16 protein-coding genes are annotated in these 19,127 nt (G+C 60.1%); 6 read left to right on the forward strand and 10 right to left on the reverse strand.

Annotated features, from left to right (window positions below):
• The first annotated feature begins 265 nt into the window (after positions 1-265).
• Positions 266-1,201: a DUF4352 domain-containing protein gene (locus tag IRZ24_RS05815; RefSeq protein WP_297161095.1), complete on the forward strand. Its 936-nt coding sequence runs from the start codon at positions 266-268 to the stop codon at positions 1,199-1,201.
• Between the two features lie 42 nt (positions 1,202-1,243).
• Here IRZ24_RS05815 and IRZ24_RS05820 read toward each other — a convergent pair whose 3' ends face one another.
• Positions 1,244-1,831: a pyridoxamine 5'-phosphate oxidase family protein gene (locus IRZ24_RS05820; RefSeq protein ID WP_297161097.1), complete on the reverse strand. Its 588-nt coding sequence runs from the start codon at positions 1,829-1,831 to the stop codon at positions 1,244-1,246.
• Positions 1,832-2,326: 495 nt separating this feature from the next.
• Here IRZ24_RS05820 and IRZ24_RS05825 point away from each other — a divergent pair, with 495 nt between their 5' ends.
• Positions 2,327-5,632, forward strand: a complete 3,306-nt coding sequence (locus tag IRZ24_RS05825) for a hypothetical protein (protein ID WP_297161099.1) — start codon at positions 2,327-2,329, stop codon at positions 5,630-5,632.
• A 594-nt stretch (positions 5,633-6,226) separates the two neighbouring features.
• Complete coding sequence (locus IRZ24_RS05830; protein WP_297161101.1) at positions 6,227-7,633, forward strand: DUF512 domain-containing protein; 1,407 nt, start codon at positions 6,227-6,229, stop codon at positions 7,631-7,633.
• Here the strand turns inward: IRZ24_RS05830 and IRZ24_RS05835 are convergent.
• From IRZ24_RS05835 to IRZ24_RS05845, 3 genes are all read right to left on the reverse strand, one after another.
• Positions 7,619-7,975 carry a cyclopropane-fatty-acyl-phospholipid synthase family protein gene (locus IRZ24_RS05835; RefSeq protein ID WP_297161103.1) on the reverse strand — a complete coding sequence of 119 codons (357 nt, stop codon included), beginning with the start codon at positions 7,973-7,975 and terminating at the stop codon, positions 7,619-7,621. The two genes, IRZ24_RS05830 and IRZ24_RS05835, sit on opposite strands and share 15 nt — an antisense overlap.
• 149 nt (positions 7,976-8,124) lie before the next feature.
• On the reverse strand, positions 8,125-8,748 hold the full coding sequence (locus tag IRZ24_RS05840) for a biotin transporter BioY (RefSeq protein ID WP_297161105.1): 624 nt from the start codon (positions 8,746-8,748) through the stop codon (positions 8,125-8,127).
• Positions 8,749-8,948: 200 nt separating this feature from the next.
• Positions 8,949-9,602 carry an SOS response-associated peptidase gene (locus IRZ24_RS05845; protein WP_297161107.1) on the reverse strand — a complete coding sequence of 218 codons (654 nt, stop codon included), beginning with the start codon at positions 9,600-9,602 and terminating at the stop codon, positions 8,949-8,951.
• A gap of 325 nt (positions 9,603-9,927) precedes the next feature.
• Here IRZ24_RS05845 and IRZ24_RS05850 point away from each other — a divergent pair, with 325 nt between their 5' ends.
• Positions 9,928-11,307, forward strand: coding sequence for a dipeptidase (locus tag IRZ24_RS05850; RefSeq protein WP_297161109.1), 1,380 nt, complete (start codon positions 9,928-9,930; stop codon positions 11,305-11,307).
• A gap of 365 nt (positions 11,308-11,672) precedes the next feature.
• On the opposite strand, the gene IRZ24_RS05855 is transcribed toward IRZ24_RS05850, so the two are convergent.
• From IRZ24_RS05855 to IRZ24_RS05865, 3 genes are all read right to left on the reverse strand, one after another.
• Complete coding sequence (locus IRZ24_RS05855) at positions 11,673-12,920, reverse strand: sigma-70 family RNA polymerase sigma factor (protein WP_297161111.1); 1,248 nt, start codon at positions 12,918-12,920, stop codon at positions 11,673-11,675.
• A gap of 349 nt (positions 12,921-13,269) precedes the next feature.
• Entirely contained in the window at positions 13,270-13,986 is a 717-nt protein-coding gene (locus IRZ24_RS05860) for a DedA family protein (protein WP_297161113.1), read from the reverse strand.
• On the reverse strand, positions 13,983-14,444 hold the full coding sequence (locus IRZ24_RS05865; protein ID WP_297161115.1) for a hypothetical protein: 462 nt from the start codon (positions 14,442-14,444) through the stop codon (positions 13,983-13,985). Before IRZ24_RS05865 ends, IRZ24_RS05860 begins: the two co-directional genes overlap by 4 nt.
• 96 nt (positions 14,445-14,540) lie before the next feature.
• On the opposite strand from IRZ24_RS05865, the gene IRZ24_RS05870 reads away from it, so the two are divergent.
• Together IRZ24_RS05870 and IRZ24_RS05875 are read left to right on the forward strand one after the other, a co-directional pair.
• Positions 14,541-14,990, forward strand: coding sequence for a deoxyuridine 5'-triphosphate nucleotidohydrolase (locus IRZ24_RS05870; RefSeq protein ID WP_297161117.1), 450 nt, complete (start codon positions 14,541-14,543; stop codon positions 14,988-14,990).
• A gap of 8 nt (positions 14,991-14,998) precedes the next feature.
• Positions 14,999-15,367, forward strand: a complete 369-nt coding sequence (locus tag IRZ24_RS05875) for a DnaJ domain-containing protein (RefSeq protein ID WP_297161119.1) — start codon at positions 14,999-15,001, stop codon at positions 15,365-15,367.
• Positions 15,368-15,579: 212 nt separating this feature from the next.
• Here IRZ24_RS05875 and plsX read toward each other — a convergent pair whose 3' ends face one another.
• The 3 genes from plsX to IRZ24_RS05890 form a co-directional block, all read right to left on the reverse strand.
• A complete protein-coding gene (gene plsX, locus IRZ24_RS05880) occupies positions 15,580-16,629 on the reverse strand; it encodes a phosphate acyltransferase PlsX (RefSeq protein ID WP_297161121.1) in 1,050 nt (349 codons plus the stop codon).
• 107 nt (positions 16,630-16,736) lie between these two features.
• Positions 16,737-17,108 (reverse strand): response regulator, encoded by a 372-nt coding sequence (locus tag IRZ24_RS05885; protein ID WP_069805377.1) that lies wholly within the window; start codon positions 17,106-17,108, stop codon positions 16,737-16,739.
• Positions 17,109-17,759: 651 nt separating this feature from the next.
• Positions 17,760-19,127, reverse strand: a 1,368-nt coding sequence (locus tag IRZ24_RS05890; protein ID WP_297161123.1) for a type ISP restriction/modification enzyme, incomplete at its 5' end; no start/stop codon positions are given.

A 19,127-nucleotide genomic window follows, 5' to 3' on the forward strand; every position in this document is an offset into this window, starting at 1 on the left:
TACGGTGCCGCTCGTGCTGATCTGGCGGGTCAGGTATGTGGCTCGACTATAGGAGTATCACTATCATATAGTTCTATGCTAGAATATGATAAGAGAAAAAAGTCGGTCTTTTCGAGAGGATGCGAAGAACCTCTGTGATCTCTGTAGATACTGAGCGAAAAAGGTTCCTCACTAGTACAGGGCTATTGCTCGTATGCTCTCTCATAGAGGTCTAAGGGGTTGGAGAAATAGCTAGCGAGTGAATAGATGAATAGAAAGGGGAATCATGCAAGCCTATCCTCCTCCCCCTCCTCCCTCTGATCAGGTGCCAGCCGGGCCGGGGGCTGGGCTGCCAGGCCTGCCGGCGGGGGGCCAGACGCCCATTCCTGGAGGCTCGCCCTCATGGCCCAGCTATAGCCAATGGACGCCATCTGATCCGTATGCTCCGACCGTTGGTGTTTCCAGCGGCATCGTGCCGGTGCCGGCTCAGGGAACGCCGCCATTGCCAGGAGCTGTTCAGGGGGCGTGGTCAGGTGCCCCAACGAGAAAGGCGGTGTCGACCCAGACTTCGCCTCTGCGCCGTAGCATCACCTGGCTCTGGATTGTGGCGCTCATCGTGGTCTTTCTGACCGGCCTAGGTCTGGGTGATGTCATCGGTACGCTGACTTCGACGTCCACGACGGCAAACCGGGCTCCCCAGTCGACGGCGCTCAGCGGCAATAGCTCTACTGCGACGGGAGTGCCCATCAGCAATAGTGCCGGCGCGTCGCAGGCAACACCCGCACCTGCTGCTACCTCTTCGTCCTCATCTTCAACAACAAGCACGGCTGGAAATGTCCATCACAAGGTTGGCGAGACGGTGACGTTTAACGATAGCTGGCAGATTAGGCTGAACTCTGTCACGACCTCCCCTGGCCAGGATTTTGACCAGCCCAAAGCTGGCGATCGCTACCTGTTGATCGACGTTACCCTCTTGAATATCTCGAACAATGAGCAGGAGGTAGCGGCGAGCTTCAATTTTACGCTACGGGATTCCGAGGGCCGTGAGATCGAGATGACCTATGTGAGTTTCGCCAGCCCGCCCCCGTCGGGCAAGGTGGAGCCGCAGCAGAAGATCCGCGGTACCCTGGTCTACGAGATCTCGCAAAGCCAGCAGAATTTCGTCCTCTCCTTCTCAGATCTAATGGAGAGTGGCCAGCTCTTCTGGGATATTCAAGTCTGATGGGGGTGGGAGAAACTAGACTGCCAGGCTAGCTCAGTAGCCTTAAGGTTGCTCTTGTGCCTGCTGCTTTTCTCCATAGTAGTAGGCTTCTGGAAAATCTGCCGCTACCTCCTTCCTTTTGCCGCTCCAGGTGCTGATGCGGATCTCATAGACGCTGGTGCGCATCAGTTCCTCATCGGTGACGGCCCGGTAGTCGCGTCCTGGCTCCAAGTGGGGGGCATATTTCTTGAGGAGCAGATGCAAGGCGGCCCGGGCCTGCTCCCGATCCTGGACGATGCGGCCCTCTCCGAAAACCACGACGCTGGCGTATTCGACGCTGAAACCAAGGGCGGTCTTAGCTGGGAGTAAGCGCCCCATTTCGTAGACGGTGAAGCAAACGCGCTGACTGCCCTCGATGTTGCGACGTGTTCGCCCCTCAACTGCCGTATGGAAATAGATGGCGTGCTCTGCTTCGTCGTAGACAAAGAGATTGCTGTTGAGGAACGGCTGATGACCGTCAACGGTGGCCAGTACTCCAACCGGCGCGCGTTTGAGCAAGCTGCGTATCCAGTGTGCGTCGTTGACGGCCCGATCTTGTCGACGAACGCGCTCTAGCTCTTGTTGTGGCTGAGCTGGCTGCTCTGTGTCCACGCTGCTAACTCCTTTTGCTGATCCTGTTTTCCTGCAACGGGGAAGCTGTCACCTGGCAGCTCCGACCGTGGATTAGGGCGATGATCTTCTTACTATGAGGCTCTTTCCTGGCTTTACACTCTTAGCATGCCTACTGCTTAAGCAGTGGACAAGAGCCAAAGGCTTCTTTAGATAGCAGCCATTGGCCTGGGCTGGCTTGCTGGCTCTAGCGGCTATTGACAACCCGGCAGGTCGAAAGCTATATCCTGGCTGGCCGATGCGCTAGTCCTGCCTAGCGGGTGGAGAGCGGCAGGCAAGCGACGGCCAGGGGTGCTCTTCTTGTCCCCGATCCTGATATGTCTTATCGGTCGCGAGAGATGAAGGTCTAAACGAGCTATGAGATCAGTGCTGACTGCTCAAGCGAACAGAGCCTCTTCTGCTATCAGTCAGCAAACAGAGTCTGCTCGGCGGCTGTCGGCGCTAAAAGAGCGAACCCGCGAGGCGTTGGTACTCTTGATGACGGCACTGCTCAGGCAAGCACACAGGTTGCTGACAGAAGGGTTGGCTGATGCTCTCCCTGAGCGCAGCCGGCTTGCGAGACTGGCTTTGCAGGATCTGGGAGGTCTCTATGAGCAGACGCTGCGCTTGATCTATCGCCTTTTCTTGATCCAGACGATCAGGAAGACCGGCTCCCTTCGCTCTGGTCTGTGCGCTCTTAATCTGGAGTGCCTGGACCTGACTAGAGCTGGGGATGATCAGCCTGGCGCTGGGGAACCCAAAGAGGGAGCCGAGCAGGGAGATGCCTCTACCTGTCGGCTCTGGCGGCGTCTGCAAGAGGTGTGTGCACTCATCGACTCTGGCTGTCAGCGGTCGGAGCTGACGTCGGCTTCCTATCCTGGCCGCCTGTTTGATCCAGCAACAACGCCCTACCTAGACGCTCTGGCTGTGCCGGATGGAGTGCTGACACAGGTACTGGCCCTGTTGAATTGTGATGCGCTTTCCGCTGAGGTGACACCTGAGACCGGCTGGATCTGGCTGCCGGCAGCTCTCTATGAGGATTTGCTGGCATGTATGCCGCGCTTGGCCAATGAACCGCTGCATGAGGTACATGAGCGGGGTAGGCGGGGCCTTCTTCCGGCGCGCTTCAATCTTGCCCCCGCTGCTCGTGGCGGCCCGAGACGTTACCCAGTCGGGGGCACCATTGCCCCCGGCAGTATCTATCTAATGCCCAGCCGTGGGCGCAAGAGCCGCGGTAGCTACTCGACGCCTTCCGCTCTGGTGCCCTATCTGGTGCGACGAACGTTAGAGCCGCTGGTGAGTCGCTGCCGGCGAGCCGAGGATATTCTTGCGCTCAGGGTGGTTGATCCGGCGATGGGCACCGGCACCCTGTTAGTCGCGGCCTGCGACTATCTGGCCCGGGCCTATGCTCGTTTGCTCGGAGAGGAGGAGGTCGGGGCGACGACCTCTCCAGAGCGCTGGAAGCACTATCGGCGCCTGGTGGCAGAGCGCTGTCTGTATGGGGTCGACATCGATGAGCTGGCCGTAGAGTTGGCGCGTCTTTCTCTCTGGCTCTTCATCGGTCAACTGGAACAGCCGGCCCCCTTTGTGCGTGAGAATCTGCGCTGTGGCAACAGCCTTATTGGTATAGCGCTGCCGGGTAAGGGATCGGCCGCCGAGAGCGCGTCTTGGCCTCGGCACCTCGCTCGCCTGTTACGCCAGATCCCTCTGCCAGGGGACACTCTGCCCGCGACGGCAGATGAGCGCGCACGGATACAGCGCCTGGCTGATCTCTGGGTGGCGCTCTGGTTTTGGCCACGCTCTTGCTCTTCGTCGGCTCGGGCTTGGAGGCGAAGTACTGAGGGCGAGACCTCTCTGTCGCTGCCTGCTGACCACACCTGGGCTGAGCTTCTGACCGCCGTAGCCCGGGGTGAGGATGGGACTCAGGCAAAGGCTTCGACAGACTCGGCGAACGGCTCGGATGGCGTCGATGGGTTACCATCGCTCACTGCCTATCTGCAGACGCTGAGACACCTGGTCAGGCGCATCCGGCCTTTTCACTGGCAGCTAGAGTTTCCCGCCATCTTCTTTGAGAGCGACGGCCACCTGCGGAGCCGACCCGGTTTTGATGCAGTGCTGACCAATCCGCCCTGGGAGACGCTCAAGCCCAACTCGCGCGAGTTTTTCGCCTCCTATGACCCTCTCTACCGCCGCCTGGAGCGTGCGGAAGCCGAGCAACAGCGTCAGCGTCTCTTGGCCGATCGCCAGATTCAAAGCGCCTGGCGAGACGAAGCGCACTGGCTGGCGGGGCTGAGCCGCTATGTGCGTCAGAGTGGTCTCTATCCGGCCCAGCAGGCCCCTAGCGGCGGCAGAGCCAGCGGTGGCGACCTCAACAGCTACAGGCTCTTTGTTGAACGGGCCTATCAGTTACTGCGTCCCGGAGGCTCTTGCGGCCTGGTCGTGCCAGCCAGCCTCTATACCGATCAGAGCAGTGCCGGGCTGCGCCGTCTGCTCTTGGACCAGGCCCGCCCCATTGTACTGCTTGGCTTTGAGAACCGCGCTGGTCTCTTTCCCATTGACAGCCGCTGCAAATTTGCCCTGCTGGTCTTTACTCGCGAGCGGCCTGCTGCCCATTTCCGTGCTGCCTTTATGCTCCATGATCCCGCCGTGCTGCAGAGCGACGAGGAGCGGTTTACTATCTGTCTGCCGCGCGCTCTGATCGAGCGCTTTGCGCCAGAAACGCTCTCGCTGCTAGAGCTGCGGACTCAGCGTGAGGCCGACCTGTTGAGCCACATCTATGGCGCATGGCCGTTGCTTGGCGGGCAGACTCCCCAACAGGAGGAGGCCGGAAGCTGGTCGGTGACGCTGACGCGCGAATTCGATATGACGAACGATCGCCGACTGTTTAACCGTGCTGGCGTGGGCTGGCCGCTCTACGAGGGCAAGATGATCCATCAGTATTGTCCATGCTTTGCTCCACCGCGCTACCATGTGGTGCCCGAAGTAGGACGACAAGCTCTCTTGCGTGGCGAGCTTGAACGCCTGGAGCAGGAGCTTGACGCGCTGGCCAGGAGAGCGTTGCCTCAGCCTCTCCAGGGGAGACGCCGCGAACGCGTGATGACTCTATTGGCCGCTGCTGGTCGCGGACCCCTGACCGCCGCCGATGTGCCTCTCGACTGTGAGGCGCCGCGTCTTGTCTTCCGTCGCGTGGCCAGTAGCACTAATGTGCGTAGTCTGATCGCCACCATTTTGCCAGCGGGCTGCTTTCTCGGCAACACTCTCACCTATGTTCGTCCCTGGCGCCTCAATCGCGCCAGGTTGCTGAGCCTCTTGAGTACTGAGCCTACTCAACCGCTCAGCCTGGCCTATGAGCGCAGCCTCTCTCCAAGGCTGCTGGCCTATCTCTGTGGCCTGCTCAACTCCTTTGTTCTTGACTATGTCATTCGTCACAAGGTCTCAGTGGACATTACTATGTCCCAGGCCGCTCAGCTTCCTTTGGCCTGCCTGGCCGCAGAAGAGCCTCATTGTCAGGCCATTGCGCGCCGCGTTGCTCGCCTGGTCTGCCTTGGCCCTGCCTTTGCTCCTCTGCGCGTTGAGCTCTTGGGCAGAGAGGACGCGCCCGCCCTGCCCCTAGAGCAGCGAAAAGAGCGGCTACAGCTCCAGCACGAAATCGACGCCCTGGTCGCTCATCTCTACGGACTAAGTGCAGCAGATCTGCGCGACCTGCTCTACGCCCCGCATAGCTTTCCCCTGGTGGCCACCTCCGTCAAGGAGGGCGTGCTATGCGCTTTTGCTAACGTCGAACGCTTGCTAGAGAGCGGCTAAGCGCACGGCCCGGCACTGTCGGCCTTGCTCATGTATGAAGATGCCACCTGCCTGACAGACCCGGGCTCTCCTGTCTTGATCAGGCGCTCTCGGAGGAGATGGCCTTCTGCTTCTGAGATGGAGGCGTAGAAGCGACGGCGCTGCAGTTGAGGATCGGGGAGGAGCCGGGCCAGTTCGGCCAGGGCCTCGCGCTGGCGGCCCAGAGCGAGCAGGGAGCGACGCGGTCGAAAGAAGCCAGCGAGGAGCCTGCTCCTGAAAAGACGATGCAGGTAGCACAAAGTAGCTTCCTGGCCAGTTGGGACAACCTCAAAAAGCGACCGTGGGGGGAGGTCATAACCCCAAAAATGGCCGAAATTTGGAGAAGGTCCATAGGACCATCGGTTAATCAGTTGGGAGCCTCGTCTCTGCCAGGGGAAGGCCCCGGCACAGGGGAGGGGACAAAGATGATTTGACGTCCAGGCCTGGTCAGCCGTATAATCTTGGCCGATATCTCCAAAAAAAGGGCAGACGACAGCCGGCGCATTAAAGTGGACGACGCCAAGGGGCGCCGCCCAAACAGCTACGGCAGCCTGTCAAAGGAAGGAAGCAGCGTCCATGCCAAAGCTTTACGGTTGGGTGCGTGAGGTGGTGCCCGATAGCCCTGCTGACCGCGCGGGCCTACAGCCAGGTGATCTCATTCGTACGATCAACGGCCATCTGATTCGCGATCTGGTCGACTACCAGTTCTACAGCGCCGACGACGTACTCACCATCGTCTTCGAGCGCCAGCAGGAGCAGCGCGAGGTCACTATCGTGCGTCAGCAGGGGGAGAGCCTGGGCCTGATCTTCGGCGAGGAGCCAACGCCCTTTATCCGCCAGTGCGCCAATAAGTGCGTCTTTTGCTTTATCAAAGGCTTGCCGCCGCGCTATGCTCCGCAGCCGGGGCTGCCCCACGGCCTGCGCTCCACCCTTTACATCAAAGATGACGACTACCGCTACTCCTTCCTCTTTGGCAACTTTATCACGCTGACCAATCTCAAAGAGCAAGACTGGCAGCGACTGGCCGAGCAGCGTCTGAGTCCGCTCTATGTCTCGGTGCACACGACTGAGCCGGAACTGCGGCGCAAAATGGTCGATGGGCCGCGAGCCGGCGAGATTCTAGAGCAGATCCGGCGCCTCGGGGAGCTACACATCACCTGTCACACGCAGCTTGTGCTCTGCCCTGGCATCAACGACGGCGAACATCTCGAACGCAGCATTCAGGACCTGGCTGCCCTGCGTCCCATTGTCGAATCGATCTCCGTTGTCCCCGTGGGTCTGACCAAATACAACAACCTGCTCAAGACCGCTGACCTGCCGCCGCTGCGCCCCTACACGCGTGAAGAGGCCGAGCGCATCATCGCCCAAGTCGAGGCCCATCAGCAGCGCTTTGCCGCCAGCCATCCCGAGGGCTATCCCTTCGTCTACCTCTCGGACGAGTGGTACTATCTCACAGAGCGCGAGGTCCCACCTGCGGCCCATTACGGAGACTACGCCCAGATTGAGAACGGCGTTGGCATGACGCGCTACCTCCTTGAGCAGTGGGAGAGCGCGCGGCGCCGTCTACCTGCACGCCTGTTGCAGCCGCGGCGCGTCACCCTGGTCACTGGAACAATGGCGCGTCCCATCATCGAGCGTCTAGCGGCGGACCTCAACCGCGTCGAAGGGCTAGAAGCTCGCGTCATCGCAGTTGAAAACCGCTTCTTTGGTCCCCTGGTGACCGTGGCCGGGCTGCTTTGTGGTCAAGATGTGCTTGCCACCCTGCTCGAACAAGGGGACCTTGGCGATCTCGTCCTTCTCCCGCGCATCATGCTCGACAACGCCGGAGAGCGCTTTCTGGATGATGTCACCGTCGAAGAATTTCAGGCGCGCTTACCGGTGCGCTCCCTCTTCGTGCGCAATGCCCAGGAGACTGTAGCCGCGATACGCGAATTAGCCGGCCTTCCCGCGCCGCGTCTATGGCCAGCATTAGCGGCACGCTAAGCGGGGATGGAGTCGGTGGGAGCCTCTCGTTGAGACTGGGTGGAAGCGCCTACCTGGTGGCCAGGACCCGCAGGCGCCGACTAGCCAGAGTAAAGGGGCCTCCTTGCTGTCCAGTCCGCTCACCAGACAGCCACGCGCCGCCAGCCGATTAGCGATCCGCCCGTAACCGCAGGTGACATCAAGCACTGTCATTCCTGGCTGCATTCGCAGCAATTGCCAGATCTGCCCGACCTCGCGCTCACTACGCTCCTCTGTCAGCACCGGATCGTAGAAATAGTGGTAGTCGGATGGCTCAAAGGTTCCCTCGACGTCGAAGGCCTCTGAAGGAGTCTCCTGGCTCATTCCTTTGCCTTTCATAGGGAAGAGCAACAAAAGAAGCTTCCAGGATGACTATCCTGTGAAGCTTCCAACTGCGGCACGTTTTGCCAACTGGCCTGGACACCCTGACAGGTGACCGTAGTCAGCCCGCCGAGCTATTCGCGTGTAGAGAGCTATTCCTGTGAGCTATGCTGCGGTCCCTGGCGCAGCAGCCACCAGGCTGAGGGCAACAGGGCCGCTGCCAGCAGCAGCTTCAGCGTATCGCCAATCAGGAACGGCACCATACCGAGCAACAAGGCCCGATCTAATCCCAGGTGCAGGACCAGGGCCAGCCAGGGCACGCCCACTGCGTAGATGATCAGCGAGCCGGGCAGCATCGCCAGGGCCGCCGTCACATAGCGGCGGTCCAGTCCCCGCTCACATAGCCAGCCGGTTACCCAGGCTGCCAGCGGGTAGGACCACAGGTAGCCACCAGTATAGCCGAGCAGCACCGCCACACCGCCAGCACCGCCGGCGAAGACCGGCAGTCCCATCGCCCCCTCGGCCAGATAGGCCAGCAGAGCCAGCGCCCCGCGTCGGCTACCCAACACCGCCCCTGTCAGCAGCACACCCAGCGTCTGCAGCGTGATCGGTACCGGAGTAATCCAAGGAATATAAATAGAAAAACGAGCACATAAGGCCATGAATGCACTGAAGCCAAGCACCAATACCCCATCGCGCAACAGAGCTGTGGAGCGTGACAGCGAACGAGCCGGCAGCACGCGATCCACCAACGTTGTACCAGACACAGAAGCCATTGACAGACTCCCTCTTTCACAGAGTGAGATAACTGCAGCGACCCAAAGCGCTGCCAGAAGGAGCCTACCAGCGACCTGAACCGACCGCCCCATCTAGCTGGCTGGGGCATTGGTCGGCGGGTCCTCGGCGACTCCTGAAGCCATTATAAAAAGCCGCGGCCCTCTGCTGCAAGACTACTGCTGCCGTGCGGCTACTGGACTCAGGCCAGCAGAGCGGCGCCTTCATTACGCGGATCATTGACCAGGCGCGAGACCGGGCGAGCCTGCATCTCCGCCGCCGGATAGGGGCGCAGCAGCGGCAGCAGGGCCTCCGTCGCCTGCAGCGTTGGATCGAGCCAGCGCTCGCAGGCCTCGCGCGGCAAAATTACCGGCATGCGGTTATGGATCGTCGCCAGCAACTCATTAGGCTCTGTCGTCACAATCGTACACGTGCGCAGCGTACGCCCATCGGAGGCGCTCCACTGATCCCACAGGCCAGCGAAAGCGAACGGTGACCCATCACGCAGTGTAATGTACATCGGCCTCTTCGCCCCATTGATCTGCTGCCACTCGTAGAAGCCATCGGCTACCACCAGGCAACGGCGCGAGCGCAACAAGCGCTTAAAGCTCGGCTTCTCAGCCAGCGTCTCAGCGCGCGCATTAATCATCCGATTGCCGATAGCCTCCTCCTTAGCCCAGGAAGGGATCAGGCCCCAGCGCAGCCAGGCCATCTGGCGAGTTCCCTCATGCAGGATCGCCACCACCTCCTGTGAAGGAGCAATATTATAGCGAGGCTGAGCCTCCAACGTGGCCGGCACCCCAAAGATCTCAGCAATCGTCTTCAAATCAGTGATCAACGTAAAGCGACCGCACATAAGCGAAACAACTCCTTCCCTCGCGCGCGAAGCCCTGCTCCTCAGTACCAACAAGACCAAGCACGCCCATAGCGCAACAATTCCCCTGTGTTCCCTCTCCCTTTTATTCTGCCTGCCGCAGCCACAAGCGGCAAGGGCCAGACTATTGATGCCCTTGCTGTCCTTCCTCCTGTCAAAGCCACTCGCTCCCACTCCGGCCAAAGCCAGGGCGGGCCATGAAGTCTGCCAGGGTTGGTGGAAGGCTTGCTCTGGACAAAGCCGCTTCTATCCTGTTACCATAACAGGCAGATTTCCCTTGCAGACGCTTAAGGAAGGAAGAGTTATCATGACGCAGATAGACGCGTATATAGCAGAGCATGAGCAGCGTTTCCTGGAAGACCTCAAAGGCTGGCTGCGTATTCCCAGCATCAGCACGCTACCCGAATATGCCGCCGACGTACGCCGGGCAGCCGAATATGCCGCTGCCCAGCTACGCAGCATCGGTCTGGACAACGTCCGGCTGATCGAAACGCCAGGGCATCCCCTCGTCTATGGCGAATGGCTCAAAGCGGCGGGCCGGCCCACCCTACTTATCTATGGACATTATGATGTCCAGCCCGTTGATCCTATCGAACTCTGGCAGACGCCGCCCTTTGAGCCGACCATCCGCGGCGAGAACCTCTACTGTCGAGGGGCCTGCGACGACAAAGGGCAGACGATGCTGGTCTTCAAAGCCCTGGAGACTCTCATGGCCACCGAGGGCGGACTGCCCGTCAACGTGCGCCTTCTCATCGAAGGCGAGGAGGAGGCTGGCGGAGAATCCATCGAGCACTATGTACGCACCTATCCTGAGCGCCTGAGCTGTGACGCCGTCTTCATCTGCGACACCCACATGCCCGCGCCCGACCTGCCGGCTCTCATCTCTGGGCTGCGTGGCATCATCTACACCGAAGTGGAAGCGCGCGGGGCCGTCCGCGACCTGCACTCAGGCACCTATGGCGGCATAGCCCCCAATCCTTTCCATGCCCTGGCGCTCATCATAGCCGGCCTCAAAGACGCGCGGGGGCACATCCACATTCCTGGTCTCTATGATCGCCAGCGCGAAGCGCCCCCGCAAGAACAGCGCTTCTGGCAAGAAGATCCCCTTCACCTGGCCGAGACCCTACGCCAGGAAATGGGCGTCCCCCAACTCTCCGGCGAACCCGAATATCCGCCGCTACAACGCATCTGGGCCAGACCGACCCTTGAAGTGCATGGCTTCGTCGGCGGCTTCAGCGGCGAAGGAGCCAAAACCGTCATCCCCGCCAGCGGCAAAGTCAAAATCAGTATGCGCATTCCGCCCGACCTGGGACTCACGGCTGAAGAAGTGTACCGCCTCTTCGAACGGCGCGTCAAAGAGCTAGCCCCGCCCGACGTCGAAGTCAGCATTCACAAAATTCACGCTGGCGAAGGAGTACTAGTCTCGCCCGAGGCCCCAGTCATCCGGGCTGCCACGGCGGCCCTCCAGCAGACCTACGGGCGCGAGCCGGTCTTCATTCGCGAAGGCGGCTCCATTCCCGTTGCCGCCCTCTTTAACGACATCTTGCGTGTTCCCATCGTCCTCATGGGCTTTGGGCTGCCCGACGACAATCTGCACTCGCCCAACGAAAAATACTCCCTCAAACAATTCTTTAAAGGCCTGCGCACCGTCGCACGCTTTCTGCAGCTCTACGGCCAAGGAGCTTGAGGAGAGCACACATGAAGAACTAAAGCGAACGGGGCGGTGTCGACTCAGCTAAAGCCCAGAAACAGAGCAGGAAAGGCAGCCCCGTAACCAACCAGGGGGCTGCCTTTCCTGCTCTGTGACCGATCCGTTCCCGTAGCACAGATGGACTCGGTTCCGATAAGGAGAGAGATCAATACCTGGCAAAGATCGCGAACGCTTGACCAGCGGGACTCACTTACCGGTATCGGACGACCTGGCAAGTGTGGCTTATACCGAGAGAGCCATGCTGCACCGCGCCTTGCAGGCGGGCGAAAGAAGCAGCTCCGGTCTGGACTGGGGAACGACAAGTCAGCAAGCAAGAATGCGGGTAGCGCGAACTGGGAAAGTCAGCCACGCAGGCGCTCCAGGACCGGCGGCTGACGCAACTTGGCAAGAGCCCCGGCCTCGATCTGGCGCACACGCTCGCGCGTAATCCCCAGCTCGCGGCCCACCTGCTCCAGCGGATGAGCCTGGCCATTGCCCAGACCGAAACGTAACTGCAGCACCAGGCGTTCGCGCGGCGTCAGCACCGACTCAAGCACGCGCTGGACCTCGTCCTTCAGCGTCTGCGTTGTTGCAATATCTTCTGGCGAAGCGGACTCAGTATCAGCCAGCACATCGCCCAGCTCCTGCTCCTCATCCTCGCCGACAGGCAACTCCAGAGAGACAGGCGCGCCCGGGGCTGACTGCAGCTCCAACATACGGATTGGGTCCAGCCCCGTGGCCTCGGCCAGCTCCTGTTCCGTCGGCTCGCGCCCCAGCTCCTGCAGCAAGCGCTGGCGCTCACGGCGGATGCGGTTCAAGGCCGTATTCACATAGACTGGCAGGCGGATAGTGCGCCCCTTATCAGCGACCGCACGACTAATAGCCTGGCGAATCCACCAGGTGGCATGCGTCGAGAAGCGGTGACCGCGACGCCAGTCATAGCGCTGCACGGCGCGGATCAGCCCGATATTACCCTCCTGGATCAGATCAAGCAGGCTCAGACCGCGCCCGACATAGCGCTTGGCAATACTTACCACCAGGCGCAGATTGGCCAGAATAAACTGCTTCTTGGCCTCGCGGTCGCCCATCTCGATGCGCTTGGCCAGCTCGATTTCGCGCTCATGCGAGATCATCGGCACACGCCCGATCTCGCGTAGATATGCCATCACGGCATCCGATTCGCCGGTGTCTAGAGCGCTCGCCGTGCTCTCATCCGCATAGTCAGCGCGGCGCCGGCGCCCACCCGAACGGCGTGCCGCACCCCCGCGCGTCGCAGGCAGGGAGGGAAGAGAGAGCAGCGAGGCAGTGTCTTCTAGCTCAGGCGAACCTGGCAATTGCGTCAGCTCTTCATGCATATCAGGCATCTCTTCTAACTCCAGGGCTGCTGGCTCCAGACCGCTGAGGTCCTCGTCCAGCTCAGGCTCTTCGTCCTTGCCAGGTTCCTCCTCTCCATCAACAACAGCGTCGTCGTTGTCGTCATCAAAATCTATATATTCAAGATCCTTCGTAAGCAACTGGTCAAGCTGCTTCTCCAGATCTGGATCGTCTCGTGTGGGCTGGTCGTCTAAGGTAAGCGCATTTCCCGTGTCGGCACGCTCCAGGTCTATCATGTGCGCCCTCCATGAAAAGGTAGTGTCTATCTTAAGCAGCAAGATAGCGGCAGTGAGGCTGTCTGACCCTACACGCAGGGAAAGCGAGCCTTCGACCTGTGTGAGACCAGGTCTAACGCCGGGTAGGAGAAAGATGTAAGACGAGACACGTTGCTTCTACCGATAGGAACACAGTACGGCCCAGAAATATTCCAGCGCTATTCCAATTATACCCTAAAGGTTTCCTTCCGTGCCAGTCTGTGGCAGCATTGACGATATCTAAATGCTCTAGATGTAATAGGTTGTTTAGATGCTAAAAGCTCAAAGCTTCTCAAGGTTGCGATCACTATTACATACGCCTGGGGGTAGGTTAAAGTGGCAGGGAACCCGAAGAGCCGGGGGCTGCGCCTGGAGAAGCGGCCCGTTCTGGCTCCTCTAGCTGGGAGTGGGCCCTGATCTCAGGCTCAGCATGGGTGGTGCGCAGACGGCGCAGGAGCAGCAGCAAGCGATAGCTCAGCCAGGTAGCCAGAGCCAGGGCCAGCAGGAGCAGAGAGACCGTACCCAGAATCTCGCCGACCGCCTCCCAGCTTGCGCCGAAGAGAAAGCCGAGGCTGAGAGGAAGCCCGACCCCGATCAGCTCGCCGAGTGTATCGAAGAGCAGAAACTTGCGATAGGGGTAGCGCTCGGCTCCGGCCAGCAGGGTGATCGGCACCCCGATGGCGGAGAAGACTGTCCGCCCCAGGAAGATCGCCCAGCCCCCACGCTTATGGAAAAGCTGACGTGCGCGGTTAAGCGTCTGGCGCGGAATCCAGTGTTGGGGTGAGTGCTCCAGGTAGTCGAGCAGGCGGCTTCCCCAGCGGCGCCCAAGACTATAGCCAACGCTATCGCCGGCCACGGCGCCACTCACGGCCAGCAGTGCCAGTAAGCCGAGATTGTAATCTCCCAGCACCGCGAAAGCGCCGGCTGCCAGGAGCAGGAGAGTGATCGGAAGCGGAATGCCGGCGGCTCCCAGAAAAACCAGGCCCCACAAGGCCGGATAGCCATACTCTTGGAGCCAGTTCACCAGATAGGGAAGCAAAGCGCTCATAGCCGCTCTCCCTCTGCCATGACGGAAGGTGCCGCCTGCTCTGCCATGCTGGTGCTGCTCGACGTGCGATGTTGCTGGCGATAGGTCTCAATGGCCTGCTGCAGCGTACGAATCAGGCTATCGACGGGGCGTTTTGTGCGCAGGGCCAGCGCATGTAGTGTCAGATGTTGCACGGAGGGTGTCTCTGGTATGTGCAGGGCCTGATAGAGGTAAGCTGTGGGAACATGACAAAGGTGAGCCACATAGGGGATAGTCATCCATGGGCGAATACTACGCACATCTCCTGCTTTTACTAAGGCGCTCTGCTGTTGCAGGTGCTGCACCGCGTGATAGGTTGAGCTGGCTGCGTAGACTGTTGTGCTGACAGCCAGACAGAGCAGAAGCACCAGCCCAAGGATCTTTAGTTTCAGGCTTAACACCAGGCTGCGGCCTGACATAGCAGTGGCAGGGGTCGGCACGAGGCCGTCGGCTTCCGACGGCAGTTGCCACCTATCTGCAAGGAAATCCTGCACTTTCTCTTGACGTCACAAAAGCTCTTTTCTAGAATAGCAGAAATGAGCAAGTATCTGCAACCGCTCGACGTGGCGATCAAACGTGTAGACCCGACCTTGCCGTTGCCGACCTACGCCACCGCCGGCTCGGTTGGCTTTGATCTCCTCTGCCGCGAAGATACTGAGATCGCACCCCGCGATCTCGGTTTCATTCCGGGGAATGTGATTGTGCGCACCCCTCCAGGCTACCTGCTGCTGGTAACCCTGCGCAGCAGTACGCCGCGACGCAAGGGACTGCTGATCCCTCATGGAGTGGGCATTATCGATCAGGACTACTGCGGTGAGGGCGATGAGATCCTGATCCAGGTCTATAATTTCCGCGATGAGCCTGCCTTGGTCAGGCGTGGCGAGCGTATCGCTCAGGGTGTTTTCGTTCCGGTGGCCTTGGCCCGCTGGCAAGAGGTGACAGCCCTTGGGCCGAGTCGCGGCGGCTTCGGAAGTACGGGTCAATGAGGCTAGCGATGCAGGACTACTATTCGATTCTGGGTGTGGCCCCAACCGCCTCGCCCGAGGAGATCAGACGCGCCTATCTTCGCCTGGTACGCCGTTATCATCCCGATGCTCATCTGGCTGCCGCTCCAGGGCTGCAGAGCATGCATGAGCAGCAAATGAAGCTCATTAATGAGGCGTACGAGGTGCTGGGTGACCCGCGACGCCGCGCCGCCTACGATGTGCACCGGGCCGCAGAGCTGCGTGTACGCGCTCTGCGTGAGGCTCGTCTGAAGTATCAGGCTCAGGTGGGCAAGCAAGGCTCTTCGACCGAAATGACCTGGCTTGAGGGGCTGGTCGGCTTTGTGCGTGAATTAAAGCGCAGCCTGCGTGAGGACTGACGGCTCAGCCCTGCCTGGCTGCCTAGCGAGCAAGTCGGCTGGCGCAGCGCGGCCTGACGCCTCGCAGGAGCTGCTCATGGTCAAGGAAGCTTCCTCTTGTTGATCTCTGGCCTGGCTAGCTGGCTGTTGCCTGCTGTTGTCCAGCACCCACCGATCATCTGGGCAGCGGCTGCACATGGACAAAGTTACCGGCTTGCTGTCTCTGGCCTTCCTCAAACCTCAGCCTCGGCGCGTTGGCTGCCACCGGTTCCCAGCTTAGCCAGGCCTTCGGCAATCGCGTTCACTACTCCCAGTTCCGCCGTTTCGCGCGCCACCCGAAGGGCATTTTTGATGGCCTTGGCGTTCGAGCGTCCGTGCGCGATGACAGCTACGCCGTTGACGCCCAGCAGCGGCACGCCGCCATATTCAGCATAGTCGAGACGTTTGAAGAGCTGTTTCAGGCTCGGCTTCAGGACCGCTGCTGCTAGTGTGTTGACCGGGTTGCTGGTCATCTGGCTGCGTAGCATGGCGATCAGGGTCTCAGCCAATCCCTCGCTCAGCTTGAGCACTACATTACCCACAAAGCCATCGCAAACCACGACCTCGGCGGCGCCCGCGGGAATATCACGCCCTTCGATATTGCCGATGAAGTTCAGCCCAAGCTGAGGAGCGCTCTCTTTGAGCAGGCGATGAGCTTCTTGTACCTGCTGGTTACCCTTGGTCTCTTCCTCGCCGTTGGCCAGCAGGGCTACCCGCGGGCGGTTGATGCGGAAGATCCGCTCCATATAGACGGCGCCCATGAGAGCGAACTGCTGCAAGTACTCGGGCTTACAGTCTGTATTGGCGCCGACATCAAGCACCAGGGTCGTCCCGGTGCGTGTAGGCATGACGGTGCCCAGAGCAGGCCGATCAACACCGGCGATGCGCTTGAGCACGAACAACGAGGCGGCCATCATCGCGCCGCTGTTGCCGGCGGAGACCGCCCCGATCGCCTGGCCCTCGCGTACCAGCTCCAGGGCCACTACCAGCGAGGCATGCTTTTTGCGCCGCACCGCGTTGGCCGGGTGCTCATCCATAGTGATGACCTCATCGGTGTGGGTAATCGCCAGGTCCAGGCCGCGGGTATCATAGCGGGCCAGCTCGGCACGGATTTGGTCCTCATGGCCTATGAGCTGGACGCCAATGCCGTACTCACGCGCCGCCTCCACCGCTCCCTGCACTGTAGCCGCGGGGGCATAATCTCCCCCCATCGCGTCGAGCGCGACGCGTACTTTCGCCTCCATAGCCGTACTCTCCTCTTGCCCTCAGTCTGCTCTTATCGCTGATGTGAGCCTTGCTGTTCCTGATTTTATCTTTGCTGTCTGGTTACCCCTTGGCTTATCGCTGCTCTTCACGGCTCGCCGATGGTCTTGCGCACCAGCTCGACCAGCTCGTCCAGATTAAAGGGCTTCGACACAATCTCCACAACGCCGGCATCGCGGAAGGTCTGCTCTTCATGGGCCACATTGGGGTAGGCCGTCACGATGATCACGGGGATCTTCTTCTCCAGCCACATTTCCATCAGCTTCAACTCATCCCGTCCGTCCAGGTAGGGCATCATGATATCGAGCAGGATCAGATCGGGATCATGCTCGCGTACGGCGTCGTAGAAGCGTAGACTTTGCGTCGTCATATGAGTTTCATAGCCCTCGTCTGCGAGCGCCTCGGTCAGGAGATCGGCGATGGTGGGGTCGTCATCCATAATCAAGATCTTTTTGGCCATGTGACCAACAGCCCCCTCGTCTCTCGTCTCGTCATGATACAGCAATTACAATAGTCCTTTGTGTGCCGCGGTCAATTTCAGGCTCTCGCTCTCAGCAGGGAGCAGGCTGAGCTGCTTGAGAGCGATCGCGAGCAGTTTCCCGACCCGTTGGCGTCGTAAGCTCGTGATCGTCCGCCCGGGCTGAGCGGCCAGTATTCGCCTGAATGGCCAGGCAAGGAGTTCTAGGCCAGTCTGATGCCGTCCAGCCTCGACTGGCCTCACTTGTAGTGTTGGGCCTGCTCCTTCTCTTCCTGCCCTGCTTATCAGGCTCTCGTTCCTAGAATAGGCACTTGACGGGCCTGTGTGCGACCCTGTTGCCCCAGACCACCAAGCTGCTGGGACGCTGAGCTTTGGCCAGCGCAGCAGCTTCCGCTGCGCTGCTTGGCCCAGTGCTAGAGCCGATACCTTTGACTCTGCCTGAGTGGACTGGATAGGAGATGCTCGTATAATTATAGCACTCTGCCACTGTCTTTAGACGTGCCAGCAAGGGTTTTTGCTTACAGAATAGGACCTTCTGTCTGAGATCGCTCTAGCCTTCACGGGATGAGAGGTCTCCCTGACAAGAAACTGCGTCCTGGCTGTCTACTCCTAAGCCAGCGCTCTTTGCTTGGCTCAAGAAAGGAGCGCTTCTAGAGCGCTACTACTTTGGGCCATCAGCTCTTGCGTCTCAGCGATGATTGCCAGTAGTAAGCGATAGCGCTCATAATCAACCGGAGACAGCTCCTGCCCGAGGCGCTCCTGAAGCCAACGCGCGCAGATTTGATAATGTCCGATGCGGAAATGCCAACACTCAGGCGGCAGGCCCTCCAGTGCCTGGCGCCTGTTCAGCCAGAGGCGTCCATCTGGAGTATAGTGCACGCAGTCGATCTGGAGGCGCGTCGCCAGGGCTGGTGGCAAGACATAGGCCGAAGGGCAGGGTAGGCTTGCCTGCAGATGCAGTTTGAGCAAACGATTGCCGATGCGATAAAGCAGACGAAAGCCGGTGCGATGTGTTGGCAAAGGGCAACGCGGAAAATCGCAGCTGAGCTGCTCGCGGTAGCGCTGGCGGTAGACCGGTGCATGAAGAACGGCGTAGAGATAGGCGAGCACTGCTTCTGGTCCAAAGCTGGTGAGCAGATCGCCGCTGCCCCAAGGGACAAAGCGTAGATTGAGACGGCGGGTGAGCAGCGTGATAAAGGTTGGTGCCAGATTAGGGCGTGCCACTCCTCGGCTTTTCTGCGCGTCCGCGTCCTCGTCCTCAAACAGATAGAGGGGGAAAACATAGGCACATTCGCGGGTCGCCGTTGAGAGCAGGCACATGTCGGTGAGGGTCTTGCTGACAAAGACATGTTGGAAGCTCTCCTGACTGAGCTGGCGCGTCGTGACAAGCAGGATGTTAGGCCGCAGGGCGTGGCGCATCAGGGCGAAGCGATGGTCGCCGGCTTCGATAGCTGGGGGCCAGTAAGCGATACGGCGCGTGTCGAAGGGACGATAAGCGTAGTCGCGGTAAACCTCTTGTGGTGGCAGGCTCAGAAGCTGACCCAGCAGCCGGGCCTTGTGCTGGGGCGTACCGCGGCGGCTAGCGTCAGTTGTCACTGCTGATCCCTGTCCGGGTCTCTGATGGCTCGGCTCCTGAGCATGCTGGGCCACATAAGCAGCAATCTGCTGAGCAATAGCCTCATCCGAGGGGCCCACCAGCACGGCATCCAGGTGGGTTTTGATGCCTGTGCCATAGAGGGGGAAGATCTCGGGTAGAGAGGGATAGCGCTCCCATTCAGCCTGATGAGCCAGAGTGCGTGGCACGAAGAAATAGAAACGCGGTTGTGGCTGCAAGCGTTGCCAGGGCGTTGTGTCGACGTCCATCTTTTCCAGCAGAGCGTATTTCTCGCTGCGAGTGCCGCGCAGTGCTGCATAGTGCACGGTGGCTCGTCTGACGACTGGTCCTGGGCCTTGGCTCCCAGCACGACGCCTGACAAAAAGGCCGATTGCTACCCCCTGGCG

Origin of the sequence: Thermogemmatispora sp. (assembly GCF_019683755.1) — a bacterium.
GTDB lineage: Bacteria > Chloroflexota > Ktedonobacteria > Ktedonobacterales > Ktedonobacteraceae > Thermogemmatispora.

Excerpts from the sequence above, each read along its gene's own strand:
- IRZ24_RS05840 (WP_297161105.1), bottom strand. The coding sequence starts at position 8,748 with ATGGCTTCTGTGTCTGGTACAACGTTGGTGGATCGCGTGCTGCCGGCT.
- IRZ24_RS05835 (WP_297161103.1), bottom strand. The coding sequence starts at position 7,975 with ATGAGCCAGGAGACTCCTTCAGAGGCCTTCGACGTCGAGGGAACCTTT.
- plsX (WP_297161121.1), bottom strand. The coding sequence starts at position 16,629 with ATGGAGGCGAAAGTACGCGTCGCGCTCGACGCGATGGGGGGAGATTAT.
- IRZ24_RS05870 (WP_297161117.1), top strand. The coding sequence starts at position 14,541 with ATGAGCAAGTATCTGCAACCGCTCGACGTGGCGATCAAACGTGTAGAC.
- IRZ24_RS05825 (WP_297161099.1), top strand. The coding sequence starts at position 2,327 with ATGACGGCACTGCTCAGGCAAGCACACAGGTTGCTGACAGAAGGGTTG.
- IRZ24_RS05830 (WP_297161101.1), top strand. The coding sequence starts at position 6,227 with ATGCCAAAGCTTTACGGTTGGGTGCGTGAGGTGGTGCCCGATAGCCCT.
- IRZ24_RS05885 (WP_069805377.1), bottom strand. The coding sequence starts at position 17,108 with ATGGCCAAAAAGATCTTGATTATGGATGACGACCCCACCATCGCCGAT.
- IRZ24_RS05815 (WP_297161095.1), top strand. The coding sequence starts at position 266 with ATGCAAGCCTATCCTCCTCCCCCTCCTCCCTCTGATCAGGTGCCAGCC.
- IRZ24_RS05875 (WP_297161119.1), top strand. The coding sequence starts at position 14,999 with ATGCAGGACTACTATTCGATTCTGGGTGTGGCCCCAACCGCCTCGCCC.
- IRZ24_RS05860 (WP_297161113.1), bottom strand. The coding sequence starts at position 13,986 with ATGAGCGCTTTGCTTCCCTATCTGGTGAACTGGCTCCAAGAGTATGGC.
- IRZ24_RS05855 (WP_297161111.1), bottom strand. The coding sequence starts at position 12,920 with ATGATAGACCTGGAGCGTGCCGACACGGGAAATGCGCTTACCTTAGAC.
- IRZ24_RS05850 (WP_297161109.1), top strand. The coding sequence starts at position 9,928 with ATGACGCAGATAGACGCGTATATAGCAGAGCATGAGCAGCGTTTCCTG.
- IRZ24_RS05845 (WP_297161107.1), bottom strand. The coding sequence starts at position 9,602 with ATGTGCGGTCGCTTTACGTTGATCACTGATTTGAAGACGATTGCTGAG.